The sequence below is a fragment of the Mesorhizobium sp. genome, assembly GCF_965229135.1.
Classification (GTDB): Bacteria; Pseudomonadota; Alphaproteobacteria; order Rhizobiales; family Rhizobiaceae; genus Mesorhizobium.
In genome coordinates, this window is the sequence record NZ_OZ245860.1 from 2,777,060 (window position 1) to 2,790,968 (window position 13,909).

The window sequence follows — 13,909 nt, forward strand, 5'->3', positions numbered from 1 at the left end:
CTGAAGGTCAGGCGGCGCAGACTTCGCGGATCGAGCTTTCCAGAATGTCGAGCGCCTCGTTCATGACATTGTCCTGGATGGTGATCGGCGCCAGGAATCGGATGACGTTGCCATAGACGCCGCAGGTCAGCAGGATCAGGCCCTTGTCGAGCGCCTTCAGCCTGATCGCATTGGCGATCTCGGCCGACGGCTGGCCTTTCTTGACGTCGTTGAACTCGACCGCGTTCATGAAACCGAGGCCCCTGATGTCGACGATCTCGGGCACGTCGTCCCGGATCGACTCGAGCCGCTGCTTCAACCTTGCCCCCAGCGTGTTGGCACGGTCGCACAGCTTTTCGTCCTCGATCACATCGAGAACCGCGTGTGCCGCGGCGACGCCGATGGGGCTGCCGCCATAGGTGCCGCCGAGACCGCCAGGGCCGGGCGCATCCATGATCTCGGCGCGGCCGGTGACCGCCGATAGCGGGAATCCGCCGGCCAGGCTCTTGGCCATGGTGGTGATGTCCGCCGCCACGTCATGGTGGTCCATGGCAAACATCTTGCCGGTGCGGGCAAAGCCGGTCTGCACTTCGTCGGCGATCAACAGCATGCCGTGCTGGTCGCAAAGCTTGCGCAGCGCGGTCAGGAGTTCACGCGGCGCGTCGTAGAAGCCGCCCTCGCCCTGCACGGGCTCGATGATAATCGCCGCGACGCGGGCCGGATCGACATCGGCCTTGAACAGCTTGTCGAGCGCAGCCAGCGAATCGGCTACCGAGACACCATGCAGCGGCACCGGGAACGGCACGTGGTAGACGTCGCCCGGCATGGCGCCGAAGCCAACCTTGTAGGGGACGACCTTGCCGGTCAGCGCCATGCCCATGAAGGTGCGGCCATGGAAGCCGCCGCCAAAGGCGATGACGGCCTGGCGGCCGGTCGCGTTGCGGGCGATCTTGATGGCGTTCTCGACCGCCTCGGCGCCGGTCGTCACGAAGATGGTCTTCTTCTCGAACTTTCCGGGCAGCATGGCGTTCAGCCGTTCGGCCAGCCGCACATAGCTCTCATAGGGCACGACCTGGTGGCAGGTGTGGGTGAAGCGGTCGAGCTGGGCCTTGACTGCCTCGATCACCTTGGGGTGGCGGTGGCCGGTGTTGACCACGGCAATGCCGGACGAGAAGTCGATGTAGCGACGGCCTTCGACATCCCAGATCTCGGAGTTTTCGGCCTTGTCGGCGTAAATCTGCGTGGTCATCCCGACGCCGCGCGAAATCGACTGGTTCTTGCGTTCGGAAATGGCTGAATTCTTCATTGCTTATCCCTCGTCAGGCTGTTGCCCGTTCTCGTTTGATGGCTGCCGGGAAGTCTTCTGACCTTATTTCATATTTTCCTCAAGTCGGCACCATCGGGAGGCGATTGGGCCTGCCGTGCGGCAATGGTGCCACCAGGTCTTAACCAGTCGGTCGATACATGTACGAGAGAGGTTTCCTTTTTCCGGGGATTGATTATCTTCGCTCTGCCCGCAACCCGTTACGTCAGGACACTCCCAGGCGGGCGAGGGAAGCCATGAGCTGGAACGCGACATCGTCCGCCCCGCAGCCATCGCAAAAACACCCCAGACATTTGCCGTTACGGACAGCTTCCACCATCGTGGCCTGCTCGCTGACAGCCTTGCTCGTGGCCGGTTGCCAGAAGCAGCAGGCGACGGACAGGAAACTGCCGATCATGGTGCGCGCGGAAACGGTGGCGATGGCCGACTATGCGCCGAGGACTTCGCTGACAGGGGTGATCGCGGCGCGCACGCTGAACAACCTGTCGTTCCGCGTCGGCGGCCGCGTCGCCGAACGGCTTGTCGATGTCGGCCAGCATGTCGACCAGGGCGCGGTGCTTGCCCGCATCGACCCGCAGGAACAGGAGTCCGATCTGCGCTCCGCACAAGCCGATCTCGATGCCGCGCAGGCGCAACTGACCCAGTCCGCCGCCGCCTTCCAGCGGCAGAAGACACTTCTTGCCCAGGGCTTCACCACAAGGCGCGACTATGACGCGGCCGACCAGGCGCTGAAGGTGGCGCAAGGCAGCGTCGATGCCGCGCGGAGTGCATTCGCCAATGCCCAGCAAAACCTGTCCTTCACCGAGCTCAAGGCCGGCGCGCCCGGCGTCATCACCGCCCGCCAGGTCGAAACCGGCCAGGTGGTGCAAGCGGCGCAGACCGTCTTCACCGTTGCCGAGGACGGAGACCGCGACGCGGTGTTCAACGTGCAGGAGACGCTGGTCGCCAGGACGCCGGACTCGCCGACGGTGACGATCACGCTGCTGTCCGATCCGCAGATCCGCGCGACTGGCAAGGTGCGCGAGATCTCGCCTGCCGTGGACCAGGCATCCGGATCGATCCGGGTCAAGGTCGGCATTCCCGATACGCCGGCCGGAATGCCGCTTGGGGCGGCCGTGATCGGCTCGGTCAGCGCCAGGCCGGCAAAGGCGATCCTGTTGCCGTGGCAGGCGCTGACATCCAGTGACGGCAAGCCGGCCGTCTGGGTCGTCGATCCCTCGACCAAGGCGGTGTCGACAACGCCCGTCGAGGTGCTGGCTTTCGATTCGGGCACCGTCGTGATCGCCAAGGGACTGAACGAGGGCCAAAGCGTGGTTACCGCTGGCGGACAGTTGCTCAGCCCCGGCGAGACGGTCGAGATATCGGGAGCGGCCCAATGAGCCGGCTACCGTATCTCCTGCTTGGCCTGCTGGCACTTGGCGCGCTGGCTTCCTGCTCGAAGTCGGATGAAAAGCCGCCCGAGATCATCCGGCCGGTGCTGTCGGTCGTGGTCGAGCCGCGCACCACGCGGATCTACGGTTTCGCCGGCTCGGTCGAGCCGCAGGTCAGCGCCGATCTTGCATTCCGCCTGCTGGGCCGGGTCGTCTCGCGCGATGTCAAGGTCGGCGACATCGTAAGCAAGGGCACCACCATCGCGGCACTCGATCCGACCGCGCTGGAACTGGCGGTGCAAGCGGCCAAGGCGGAGCTCTCCAATGCCGAAGCGCAATTCGCCAACGCGGCAGCCAGCGAGGATCGCCAGCGCCAGTTGCTTGCCTCCGCCAACACGACGCAGGCGGTCTTCGACGCCGCGCAGCAGGCACGCAAAGCCGCGGAAGCCGGCGTCGAACGGGCCAAGGCTTCGCTGGCCAAGTCGCAGGAACAGCTTGGTTACGCCCGGCTCTTCTCGGATTTCGACGGCGTCGTCACGGCTGTCGGCGCCGAAGTCGGCCAAACCGTCTCGCCCGGCCAGACGGTCGTCACCGTGGCCCGCTCGGACCTGCGAGAGGCGGTGGTGGACATTCCCGACCAGTTGACCGGCGATCTGACGACCGGGACGCCATTCCAGGTCATCCTGCAATCGCTGCCGACGATCCAGACCGAGGCCAAGCTGCGCGAGATCGCGCCGCAGGCCGAGGGCTCGACACGGACGCGGCGCGTCAAGCTCACGCTCACCGATCCGCCGCAGGCCTTCCGCCTCGGCTCGACGGTGACGGCAACCCGCATGACCAAGGTGACGCCGACGATCGAACTGCCCATGTCGGCGCTGCTCGAAAAGGACGGCGCCGACAAGGTTTGGATCGTCGACCCACAGACATCGAGCGTGACCACGAAAGAGATCAAGGTGGCCGCCAAGGGCACGGCAACCTTCACCGTCGCCGAAGGACTTGAAGCCGGCATGCGGGTGGTCACCGCCGGTGTTCACAGCCTGAGCGAAGGCCAGAAGGTCAAAGTGCCGGAGGGCGGCGTCTGATGAAAGGCTTCAATCTCTCCGACTGGGCGCTCAACCACCGCTCCATGGTCTGGTATTTCATGCTGGTATTCGTTGTGGCCGGCATCTTCTCCTACCTCAATCTCGGCCGTGAGGAAGACCCCAACTTCACCATCAAGACGATGATCATCCAGGCCAACTGGCCGGGCGCGTCGGTCAAGGAGACATTGCAGCAGGTAACCGACCGCATCGAGAAGAAGCTCGAGGAGCTCGACAGCCTCGACTATACCAAATCCGTCACCACCGCCGGCCAGACCGTCATCTTTGTCAACCTGAAGGACACCACCAAGGCGCGCGATGTGGTGCCGAACTGGATTCAGGTGCGCAACATGGTCAACGACATCCGGGCGCAGTTTCCGCAAGGCGTGCAGGGACCGTTCTTCAATGACCGCTTCGGCGATGTCTACGGCAACATCTACGCCTTCACCTCGGACGGGCTGACGCCCCGCCAATTGCGCGACTATGTCGAGGATGTCCGCACCAAGATCCTGACCGTACCAAATGCCGGCAAGGTGGATCTGGTTGGCGCCCAGGACGAGGCGATCTATCTTGAATTTTCGACCCGCCAGATCGCCGCGCTTGGCCTCAACCAGCAGGCGATCGTGGCAAGCCTGCAGGCGCAAAACGCCATCACGCCGTCCGGCGTCATCCAGTCCGGCCCGGAGCGCATCAGCGTGCGCGTCGGCGGACAGTTCACCTCCGAGGACAGCCTTCGCGCCATCAACCTGCGCGTCAACGACCGTTTCTTCAGGCTGAGCGATGTGGCGACGATCACGCGCGGCTATGTCGACCCGCCGGCGGCGCTGTTTCGTTTCAACGGCCAGGACGCGATCGGGCTGGCGATCGGCATGAAGCCCAACGCCAATCTGCTCAAGTTCGGCGAGGCGCTGCACCAGGAAATGGACAAGGTGCTGGCCGACCTGCCGATCGGCGTCGGTGTGCATCTGGTCGCCGACCAGCCGGTCATCGTCGAGGAGGCGGTCTCGGGCTTCACGCGCGCGCTGTTCGAGGCCGTGGCGATCGTGCTCGCGGTGTCCTTCATCAGTCTCGGCATGCGCGCCGGCTTCGTCGTGGCGCTGTCGATACCCCTGGTGCTGGCCATCACCTTCACCGTCATGGAATATCTTGGCATATCGTTGCAGCGCATATCGCTGGGAGCGCTGATCATCGCGCTGGGGCTTCTGGTCGACGACGCGATGATCGCGGTCGAGATGATGGTGGCGCGACTGGAGGTCGGCGACACGCTGCGCAAGGCGGCGACCTATGTCTACACATCGACCGCCTTCCCGATGCTGACCGGCACGCTGGTGACGGTCGCCGGCTTCATACCGATCGGGCTGAACTCGAGCGCCGCCGGCGAATACACCTTCACCCTCTTCGTCGTCATCGCCGTTTCGCTGCTGGTGTCGTGGATCGTGGCGGTGCTGTTCGCGCCGCTGCTTGGCGTCACCATCCTGCCGGCGACGATGAAGACGAAGCATCACGACAAGCCAGGCCGCTTCACCGCCCTGTTCCGGCGCGTGCTTGTCGGGTCGGTGCGCCATCACTGGCTGACCATCATCGTCACGGTGCTGTTGTTTGCCGGCTCGATCGCCGGCTTCGGCCTGGTGCAGCAGCAGTTCTTCCCACCCTCGGACCGGCCCGAGCTGATCGTGGACTGGAACCTGCCGCAGAACGCGTCGATCGCCGACACACGCGACCAGATGGAGCGGTTCGAGCAGCGCGCGCTGGTCGGCAATCCCGACATCGACCATTTCTCGTCCTATATCGGCCAGGGCGCCGTGCGCTTCGTGCTGGCGTACGATGTGCAGCCGGCCAACCCCTATTTCGGCCAGACCGTCATCGTCACCAAGAGCATCGAGGCCCGCAACCGGGTGAAACCTGCGCTGGAAAAGCTGCTGCGCGAGGAGTTCGTCGGCACCGACGCCTTTGTGAAGCCGCTCGAACTCGGACCGCCGGTCGGCCGTCCCGTGCAGTACCGCGTCGGCGGGCCCGACATCCAGAAGGTGCGCGAGCTGGCGCAGCAGTTCGCCGCTACCATTTCGGTCAATCCCAAGCTCGCCGCGCCGACCTTCGACTGGAACGAGCCGCAACGCGTGCTGAGGGTCGACGTGCTGCAGGACAAGGCGCGCCAGCTTGGCATCACCTCCTCCGACATCGCCAGCGCGCTGAACAGCACGGTCGGCGGCGCCACCATCACCCAGGTGCGCGACGCTACCTACCTGATCAATGTCGTCGCGCGCTCGCGCGAGGCCGAACGCGGCTCGATCGAGACGTTGCAGAACATGCAGCTGCCAACCAGCACCGGCGAGGCGATCCCGCTCGCGGCGGTCGCCAACTTCCGCTACGACCTCGAGCAGCCGACGGTGTGGCGGCGCGACCGCATTCCGACGATCACCGTACGGGCCGGCCTGGTCGGCGACGTGCTTCCAGCCACCGTCGTCAACGAGTTGAAGCCATCGGTCGAGGCCTTCATCGCCAAGCTGCCGCCGGGCTATTCCGTCGAGACCGCCGGATCGGTCGAGGAAAGCGGCAAGAGCCAGGGACCGATCGCCGCCGTGGTGCCGTTGATGCTGTTCGTCATGGCGACGATCCTGATGATCCAGTTGCAGAGCTTCCAACGCCTTTTCCTGGTGGTGGCGGTGGCGCCGCTCGGGCTGATCGGCGTGGTGGCGGCACTGGTGCCAAGTGGCGCACCGCTTGGCTTCGTCGCCATCCTCGGCGTGCTGGCGCTGATCGGCATCCTGATCCGAAATTCGGTCATCCTGATCGTGCAGATCGAGGATCTCGTGCGAGAGGGCAAGGACCGCTGGGCAGCCGTCATCGAAGCGACGGAACACCGCATGCGACCGATCGCGCTCACGGCGGCGGCCGCCAGCCTCGCGCTGATCCCGATCGCGCGCGAAGTGTTCTGGGGGCCGATGGCCTATGCCATGATGGGCGGCATCATCGCCGGCACGGCGATCACGCTCTTGTTCCTGCCAGCGCTGTATGTGACGTGGTTCCGGATCAAGGAGCCGAAAGAGGGGCAGGATAGTGCTGAACCGGCAGGTGAAGCCATCGCTGAGGGCGGCAAAGCCTAAACCGAACGTTGCGTTCCTTCGCGCCCCCTCTGTCTTGCCGGGCATCTCCCTCACTCGGGGGGAGATTGGCTGTCATCGCGGCTTTCGCCAATCACCAATGCGTCAATGAAGAGCGGGGCGCCGGGGCTGGCGATCTCCCCACCCGTGGGGGAGATGGCCGGCAGGCCAGAGGGGAGCGCGACGGAACGTGGCGCAGAAAATTCGCCTACGCTCGCACAAACCCCTCGCTGGCCCTCAGCAGATTGCGCGTGTAGTCCTTCGTCACGCGGCGTTCGACAAGATCGTTCGCGCTGAGATTCTCGACCGCTTCGCCGTTCTGCATCACCATCAGCCTCTCGCACATATGGGTGATGATGGCGAGGTCGTGGCTGACCATGAGGAAGGTCAGCTTGCGGCGACGACGGATTTCCTCCAGCAGGTTGAGCACTTCCGCCTGCACGGAGGCGTCGAGCGCCGAGGTCGGCTCGTCGAGCAGCAGGATCGACGGCTCGAGGATAAGGGCGCGCGCGATCGCCACGCGCTGGCGCTGGCCGCCCGATAGTTGATGCGAGTAGCGGAAGCGAAAGCCGTTTCCGAGGCCCACCTCGTCCAGCGCCCGCTGGATGCGCTTTTCGCCATCGGCAAAACCATGGATGGCGAGCGGCTCCTGCAGCAGGCGGTCAACCGTCTGGCGCGGATGCAGCGATCCGTACGGATCCTGGAAGACCATCTGGACTTCGCGATAAAACGCCTTGTCGCGGTGCGCGCCGAGTTTCTTGCCATTGACAGTGATGCTGCCCGAAGCGACGGGTGCCAGGCCGGCAATGGCCCGCAGCAGCGTCGACTTGCCGGAACCGGATTCGCCGACCAGTCCAAAGGACTCTCCCGACTGGACCTCGAGGCTGACGCCTTTCAGCGCGCGAAAGCGATCGAACAGGACTTCAAGCTGATTGACGACAAGCGCAGCGCTCATGCCGCCCACTCCGGCTTGCGGTCGAGCACCGGAAGCGGATGACGGTCGTCGTCGATCCTGGGCATGCAGTTGAGCAGGCCGCGCGTGTAGGGATGCTGGGCGCGGCCGAGTTCGGAAGCCTTGAGCTGCTCGACCACCTTGCCGGCATACATGACGATGACGCGGTCGCAAAAGGACGAGACCAGGCGCAGGTCGTGCGAGATGAAGATCAGCCCCATGCCCCGCTCGCTGACCAGCTTGTCGAGGATGCCAAGCACGTCGAGCTGCACGGTGACGTCGAGCGCCGAGGTCGGTTCGTCGGCGATCATCATCTCCGGACCGGCGATCAGCATCATGGCGATCATGGCGCGTTGCCCCATGCCGCCGGAGACCTCATGCGGATGCAGGTCGAAGACGCGGGCCGGATCGCGGATCTGCACGGCTTCCAGCATGGCCAGCGCCCTGTCGCGCGCCTCCGCCTTTCCGACCTTCTCATGCGTGCGCAGCGTCTCGACGATCTGGCGGCCGATGCTCATCACCGGGTCGAGCGAATATTTCGGATCCTGCAGGATCATGGCGATGTGGTTGCCACGCAGCGCCCGGCGTTCGCGCGGTGAGATGCCGAGCAGATCGATGCCATTGAAGGCCAATTTGTTGGCCGATATCCTGGCCTGCAGCGGAGTCAGACCCATGATGGCACGGCCGGTCTGCGACTTGCCGGAGCCGGATTCGCCGACAATTCCAAGCCGTTCGCGGCCGAGCGTGAAGGAAACGCCGCGCACCGCTTCGATCATTCCGGTGCGGGTCGGGAAGGTGACACGCAGATCGTCGACATCGAGAAGCGTCTTCGTTTCCGTGCTCATTGGTCACCACTCCGGGGATCGAGCGCGTCGCGCAGGCCGTCGCCGAGCAGGTTGAAGCCGAGGCTGACGATGAGGATGGCGAAACCGGGCGCGCCGGCCACCCACCACTGGTCAAGCACGAAGCGGCGGCCGGAAGCGATCATCGTGCCCCATTCGGGGAGCGGCGGCTGGGCACCGAGCCCAAGAAACCCAAGACCGGCCGCGGTCAGGATGATGCCGGCCATATCCAGCGTCACCCTGACGATGAGCGAGGAGATGCACAGAGGCATGATATGGCGCAGCACGATGCGGAACGGCGAGGCGCCCATCAGTTGCACCGCCTTGATGTAATCGGAATTGCGCACCGTCAGCGTTTCGGCCCGCGCGATGCGGGCGTAAGGCGGCCATGAGGTGATGGCTATGGCCAGCACCGCATTCTCGATGCCCGGGCCAAGGGCCGCGACGAAGGCCAGCGCCAGGATCAGCTTGGGAAAGGCGAGGAAAATGTCGGTGATGCGCATCAGGATGGCATCGGTCCAGCCGCCCGCGTAGCCGGCGACGGTGCCGACCAGAAGCCCGATGGGCGCGGCGATGATGGCCACCAGAATGACAACGTACAGCGTCCAGCGCGAGCCGTAGAGGATGCGCGAGAGGATATCGCGGCCGAGGTCGTCGGTGCCGAACCAGTGCTCGGCGCTGGGCGCCAGCAAACGTGAATTCTTGAGATCGCCGAATGTCGGCGAATAGGGCGCCAGAACGCCGGCAAGGGCGGCGATGACCAGTAGGGCGATGATGATCAGCAGGCCGACAAAGGCCAACCGGTTGGCGGAAAAGCGCCGCCACGCGACATAGGCCCGCCCGAGCCTAGCCTGCATGCGTGACGCCGGGCGCTCGCTGAGCAGCCAGTCGCGGCGGGATTGGACGATCTCGGCGCTCATCGGACCTTGGTCCTCGGATCGAGCACGCGGTAGAGCAGGTCCGACAGGAGGTTGATGCCAATGAAGACCGAGCCGATGACGATGGTGCCGCCGAGCACCGCGTTCATGTCGGCATTCTGCAGCGAATTGGTGATGTAGAGGCCGATCCCGGGCCAGGAGAACACCACCTCGGTCAGCACCGAGCCTTCGAGCAGCCCGGCGTATGAGAGCGCGATCACCGTCACCATCGGCACCGCCGCGTTGCGCAGTGCGTGGCCCCAGATGATGCGGGTTTCCGACAGGCCCTTGGCGCGCGCGGCAACGATATATTCCTGTGCCAACTCGTTGAGCATGAACGAGCGCGTCATGCGGCTGATATAGGCCAGCGAGAAATAGCCGAGCAGAGAGGCCGGCAGAATGATGTGCCGGAAGGCGTCATAAAAGACGTCCCACTGCCCCTGCATCGCGGAATCGAGAAGGTAGAGACCTGTGATCGGTGTGAACGTGTATTCGTATACGACGTCGAGGCGGCCGGGAAACGCCACCCATTGCAGCTTGGCGTAGAACAGGACGAGCCCAAGCAGGCCGAGCCAGAAGATCGGCACTGAATAGCCGACCAGGCCAATGACGCGCACGATCTGGTCGATGAGGCTGCCGCGCTTCACCGCCGCCAGCACGCCAAGCGGCACACCAAACAGCGCCCCGATCAGCGTTCCCAGCGTCGCCAGTTCGATGGTCGCGGGGAAGGCGCGGCGGATGTCGGTCATGACTGGATTGGTGGTCAGCACCGAGGTGCCGAAATCACCGTTCAGCGCATTTTTCACATAGATGTAGAACTGCTCGACCAGAGGCAGGTCGAGGCCCATTTCGCGGCGCGTGCGCTCGACGACACTGACAGGCGCCCGGTCGCCGAGCACCGCCAGCACCGGGTCGATCGGAATGACACGCCCGATAAAGAAGGTCACCGCGAGCAGACCAAGATAGGTCGTTACCGCGATGACCAGGAAACGGCCGATCGCCGACGCAATGGCGACGGCGCGGGCGCTGCCGCGCCCGCCCTCGCTTTCAATCGCGCTCATGCCGCGCGTCCGCTGGCGTTACTCTTTCGAGACCGGGCCGACGAAGTTGCTGTCGAAGCTCGGGCCGAGCGCGAAGCCCTTGAGGTTCTTGCGCAGCCCGGCGACTTCCAGTTGCTGATGGATGATGACGAAGGGGCTGGTGTCGAGGATTTTCTGCTGCAGATCCTTGTAGATGTCGGCGCGCTTGCCCGAATCCTTCTCCAGCAGAGCCGCTTCCGTTTCCTTGGTCAGATCCGGGATGTCCCAGGAATTGCGCCAGGCGAGCGTGTGGGACTTGCCGGCATCCGAATTGTCGGGGTTGGAGGCAAAGGTCTGGGCGTTGGAGTTCGGATCGAAATAGTCCTGGCCCCAATTGCCGATATAGATGTCGTGGTTGCGGGCGCGGTACTTGGTCAGCGTCTGCTTGCCGTCGCCCGGAATGATCTCCAGCTTGATGCCGGCCTGGCCCAGAGTCTGCTGGATCGATTCCGCCATGCCGGTGGTCGGCTGGCCGGTGCGTACATCCATGGTTACGCTAAAGCCGTCGGCCAAGCCGGCCTTGGCCAGCAGTTCCTTGGCCTTGGCAACGTCGAGCTTGAAGGGGTTGTCGTCAATGGCGCCGAGGTCGCCCTTGGGCAGGAAGGGCTGATGGATTTCGCCTATGCCCTTGAGGATGGTCGTGCTCAGCGCATCGTAATCGACCAGGTACTTGAAAGCCTGGCGAACCTCCGGCTTGGCGAGAGTAGGGTTCTTCTGGTTGAGGCTGATATAGTAGACCGTGCCCTTCGGCGCGCTGGTGGTCGTGAGCTTGTCATTCTTGGCGATGGCGTCGAGATCGTTCGGCTCGAGGTTGCGGGCAACGTCGATGTCACCGGCTTCGAGTGCCAAGCGCTGGGCCGAGCTTTCCTTCATGTTGCGGTAGATGACACGGGCGAGCTTGGCCTTGTCGCCATGGTAATTGTCGTTGCGCTCCATGACGACGGCTTCGTTGGCGCGCCATTCGCGCAGCTTGTAGGCGCCCGAGCCGGCATAGCCGGTCTTCAGCCACGCGTTGCCAAAGTCGTTGTCATACTTGTAGTCGGCGGTAGGCGCCGCCTTGACGACATGCTCCTTGACCAGCTTGCTGTCGACGACCGAGGCAACCGTCGCCGACAGGCAGTTCAAGACGAAGCTCGGCGCATAGGCCTTGTCGACGGTGAACTGGAAGGTGGTATCGTCGACGGCCTTGGCCTTGTCGGCGACGTTGTCGCCGCTGATGCCGAACTGTTCGATGATGAAGGCCGGGCTCTTGTCCAGCTTGACGACCCGCTCGAACGAATAGGCGACATCGGCGGCCGTGATCGGGTTGCCCGAGGCGAACTTCAGGCCGGGCTTCAGCTTGAACGTATAGGTCAGGCCATCATCGGAGACGCTCCAACTGTCGGCGAGATCGGCCTTGACCTTGGACGTGTCGCTGAGGTCGAGACGGACCAGCAGGTCATAGGTGTTGCCGGTGACCTCGGCGGTAGACAGTTCGAAGGCCTCCCCCGGATCCATGGAGATGATGTCGTCGATGGCAAAGCCCTCGACCAGCGTGTCGGCCGGCGTAACGGCGAAGGCAGGCGCGACGCCAATGAGCAGCGCGGACATCGCCGCGCCCGCCAGCAACGTACGAGAGCGTAGAGCAAACTTTTCCATCATCATGGTGATTGTTCCCTGTTTTGTTGGTTATTGACCTGAGTTCCCGGCTCAGGGCTGCACAATTCTTATGGGGCTTCGTGACGGCCCTCTGATCTTTAACGTCGCGTTTTTTGTCCAGCTGGTCAACACCATAACCGGCGGCTTCCGAGCCGGCAACGAGCATTTGCAGCACGGCATACTCAACCAGAACAGGCGGCGATGAGTCGATGCAAAAGCAAGCCAATCGGAGCGGCCGATCGGGAAAAATCTGCTAGAGCATGATCCCGAAAAGTGGAATCCGGTTTTCGGAAAAGATCATGCTCAAACAAACAGATAGAGCCCCATCCCGATACCATCGGGATGGAACAGGCTCTAATGCCGGCGTTATTTAAGTGCCGTGACCAGGTCGGCGTCAGGAAAGCAAGTGGCGGCTCGGCCGTTCTTGGCCTGCCATATACCGATCGAGCGGCGCGTCTTGAAGCCTGGCAAGCCATCGGCGCTGCCGACATCGTATCCCTTGGCTTCGAGCGACCGCTGCAGTGCGGCGACATCGGACCGGTAGAGACCGCCGACGGCGCCCCATTTTCCCGAAAAATTGCTATCGCCATGCGCGATGCGGTCGGCGGCGTGGGCGATGAACAGTCCGTAGAGATCGCTGTTGTTGTATTCCTTGATGACGTAGAAATTGGGCGTGACGACGAAGGCCGGGCCGCTGCGGCCGGCCGGCATCAACAGAAAGCCCTCGGCCTTCAGCTCGCTTGCCGGAAACGGCTTGCCGTCGACGCGCTTGATGCCCATAGCCGCCCATTGTGCAATCTTCTTGCCCTGGTCTGGACCTTCGAGCGAGCAGGAGACCGCCGACGGCACCGTCACCTCAAAACCCCAGCCGCGCCCCTTTACCCAGCCATAGTGGTCGAGATAGTTGGCGATGGAGGCCAGCGTGTCGGGCACGGAATTCCAGATGTCGGCCTGGCCGCCGCCATTGTAGGCTACCGCGTGTTTCAGGAACGATGTCGGCATGAACTGCGGCTGGCCGAGCGCGCCGGCCCAGGACGATTTCATCGCGCCGACAGGCGCCAGCCCACGCTGGACGATGTCCAGCGCGGCCAAAAGCTCGGTGCGATAGAACTCTTTCTTGGTCGACATGAACGCCTTGGTGCCCAGCACCTCGAACGCGTCGTAAGGCATCCTGGCCGCCCCGAAACCGGTCTCGCGGCCCCAGATCGCCAGCAGGATCTCACCTGGGACGCCGAACCGCTTCTCGATCGCCGTCAGAATTCCGGCATTGGCGGCCGCGCGGGTCCGGCCGCCGGCGACGACGGCGCCGATGGTCTTTTCGGCGAAGTAGGCGCCCGGCGAACCGAACTCGGCCTGATGCTGCTTTTGCGGCGTTGTCGCTTTCTCGCCCGGCAAGACCAGGTCCGGCAATTTGAGGTTCGGCTTGATGCCGTTGAAGGCCGCGTCGAACGTCTGCTTCGAAATGCCCTTCGCCTTGGCTTCGGGCCACAGGTCGTTTTGCAGCCAGGCGCTGAACTGGTCGTCGATCTTCCCGGCGGAAGCGGGCGCGGCAATCATCGCCGCCGCAACGGTAAAAAGGACAACCGCAAGGATCGATTTGAGGGACGCTGGGTTCATTCGCATCTCGT

General features: G+C 63.8%; 10 protein-coding genes. 3 read left to right on the plus strand and 7 right to left on the minus strand.

Annotated elements, in window-relative coordinates; all coding sequences use genetic code 11:
* Nucleotides 1–7: 7 nt before the first annotated feature.
* Nucleotides 8–1,285, minus strand: a complete 1,278-nt coding sequence (locus ACO07C_RS13255) for a 4-aminobutyrate--2-oxoglutarate transaminase (RefSeq protein ID WP_421914609.1) — start codon at nucleotides 1,283–1,285, stop codon at nucleotides 8–10.
* Between the two features lie 254 nt (nucleotides 1,286–1,539).
* On the opposite strand from ACO07C_RS13255, the gene ACO07C_RS13260 reads away from it, so the two are divergent.
* The 3 genes from ACO07C_RS13260 to ACO07C_RS13270 are packed head-to-tail and all read left to right on the plus strand — an operon-like array spanning nucleotide 1,540 to nucleotide 6,856.
* Complete coding sequence (locus tag ACO07C_RS13260) at nucleotides 1,540–2,682, plus strand: efflux RND transporter periplasmic adaptor subunit (RefSeq protein WP_421914610.1); 1,143 nt, start codon at nucleotides 1,540–1,542, stop codon at nucleotides 2,680–2,682.
* Nucleotides 2,679–3,755 (plus strand): efflux RND transporter periplasmic adaptor subunit, encoded by a 1,077-nt coding sequence (locus tag ACO07C_RS13265; protein WP_421914611.1) that lies wholly within the window; start codon nucleotides 2,679–2,681, stop codon nucleotides 3,753–3,755. The genes ACO07C_RS13260 and ACO07C_RS13265 overlap by 4 nt, the downstream gene beginning before the upstream one ends.
* Entirely contained in the window at nucleotides 3,755–6,856 is a 3,102-nt protein-coding gene (locus ACO07C_RS13270; RefSeq protein WP_421914612.1) for an efflux RND transporter permease subunit, read from the plus strand. Before ACO07C_RS13265 ends, ACO07C_RS13270 begins: the two co-directional genes overlap by 1 nt.
* Nucleotides 6,857–7,061: 205 nt before the next feature.
* Here the strand turns inward: ACO07C_RS13270 and ACO07C_RS13275 are convergent, their stop codons facing one another.
* The 6 genes from ACO07C_RS13275 to ACO07C_RS13300 form a co-directional block, all read right to left on the minus strand.
* The gene (locus ACO07C_RS13275) at nucleotides 7,062–7,808 is read right to left on the minus strand and encodes an ABC transporter ATP-binding protein (RefSeq protein ID WP_421914614.1); all 747 of its coding nucleotides are present in this window, start codon (nucleotides 7,806–7,808) and stop codon (nucleotides 7,062–7,064) included.
* On the minus strand, nucleotides 7,805–8,650 hold the full coding sequence (locus ACO07C_RS13280) for an ABC transporter ATP-binding protein (protein WP_421914615.1): 846 nt from the start codon (nucleotides 8,648–8,650) through the stop codon (nucleotides 7,805–7,807). Before ACO07C_RS13280 ends, ACO07C_RS13275 begins: the two co-directional genes overlap by 4 nt.
* The gene (nikC, locus tag ACO07C_RS13285) at nucleotides 8,647–9,567 is read right to left on the minus strand and encodes a nickel transporter permease (protein ID WP_421914616.1); all 921 of its coding nucleotides are present in this window, start codon (nucleotides 9,565–9,567) and stop codon (nucleotides 8,647–8,649) included. Before nikC ends, ACO07C_RS13280 begins: the two co-directional genes overlap by 4 nt.
* Entirely contained in the window at nucleotides 9,564–10,625 is a 1,062-nt protein-coding gene (locus ACO07C_RS13290) for an ABC transporter permease (protein WP_421914618.1), read from the minus strand. The genes nikC and ACO07C_RS13290 overlap by 4 nt, the downstream gene beginning before the upstream one ends.
* An 18-nt stretch (nucleotides 10,626–10,643) precedes the next feature.
* Entirely contained in the window at nucleotides 10,644–12,287 is a 1,644-nt protein-coding gene (locus tag ACO07C_RS13295) for an ABC transporter substrate-binding protein (protein ID WP_421914619.1), read from the minus strand.
* A gap of 360 nt (nucleotides 12,288–12,647) precedes the next feature.
* On the minus strand, nucleotides 12,648–13,898 hold the full coding sequence (locus ACO07C_RS13300; protein WP_421914620.1) for a lytic murein transglycosylase: 1,251 nt from the start codon (nucleotides 13,896–13,898) through the stop codon (nucleotides 12,648–12,650).
* Nucleotides 13,899–13,909 lie beyond the last annotated feature (11 nt).

What these genes read in the sequence shown, in the direction of transcription:
- ACO07C_RS13255 (WP_421914609.1), bottom strand. Translation starts at nt 1,285, where the DNA reads ATGAAGAATTCAGCCATTTCCGAACGCAAGAACCAGTCGATTTCGCGC.
- ACO07C_RS13260 (WP_421914610.1), top strand. Translation starts at nt 1,540, where the DNA reads ATGAGCTGGAACGCGACATCGTCCGCCCCGCAGCCATCGCAAAAACAC.
- ACO07C_RS13265 (WP_421914611.1), top strand. Translation starts at nt 2,679, where the DNA reads ATGAGCCGGCTACCGTATCTCCTGCTTGGCCTGCTGGCACTTGGCGCG.
- ACO07C_RS13270 (WP_421914612.1), top strand. Translation starts at nt 3,755, where the DNA reads ATGAAAGGCTTCAATCTCTCCGACTGGGCGCTCAACCACCGCTCCATG.
- ACO07C_RS13275 (WP_421914614.1), bottom strand. Translation starts at nt 7,808, where the DNA reads ATGAGCGCTGCGCTTGTCGTCAATCAGCTTGAAGTCCTGTTCGATCGC.
- ACO07C_RS13280 (WP_421914615.1), bottom strand. Translation starts at nt 8,650, where the DNA reads ATGAGCACGGAAACGAAGACGCTTCTCGATGTCGACGATCTGCGTGTC.
- nikC (WP_421914616.1), bottom strand. Translation starts at nt 9,567, where the DNA reads ATGAGCGCCGAGATCGTCCAATCCCGCCGCGACTGGCTGCTCAGCGAG.
- ACO07C_RS13290 (WP_421914618.1), bottom strand. Translation starts at nt 10,625, where the DNA reads ATGAGCGCGATTGAAAGCGAGGGCGGGCGCGGCAGCGCCCGCGCCGTC.
- ACO07C_RS13295 (WP_421914619.1), bottom strand. Translation starts at nt 12,287, where the DNA reads ATGATGATGGAAAAGTTTGCTCTACGCTCTCGTACGTTGCTGGCGGGC.
- ACO07C_RS13300 (WP_421914620.1), bottom strand. Translation starts at nt 13,898, where the DNA reads ATGAACCCAGCGTCCCTCAAATCGATCCTTGCGGTTGTCCTTTTTACC.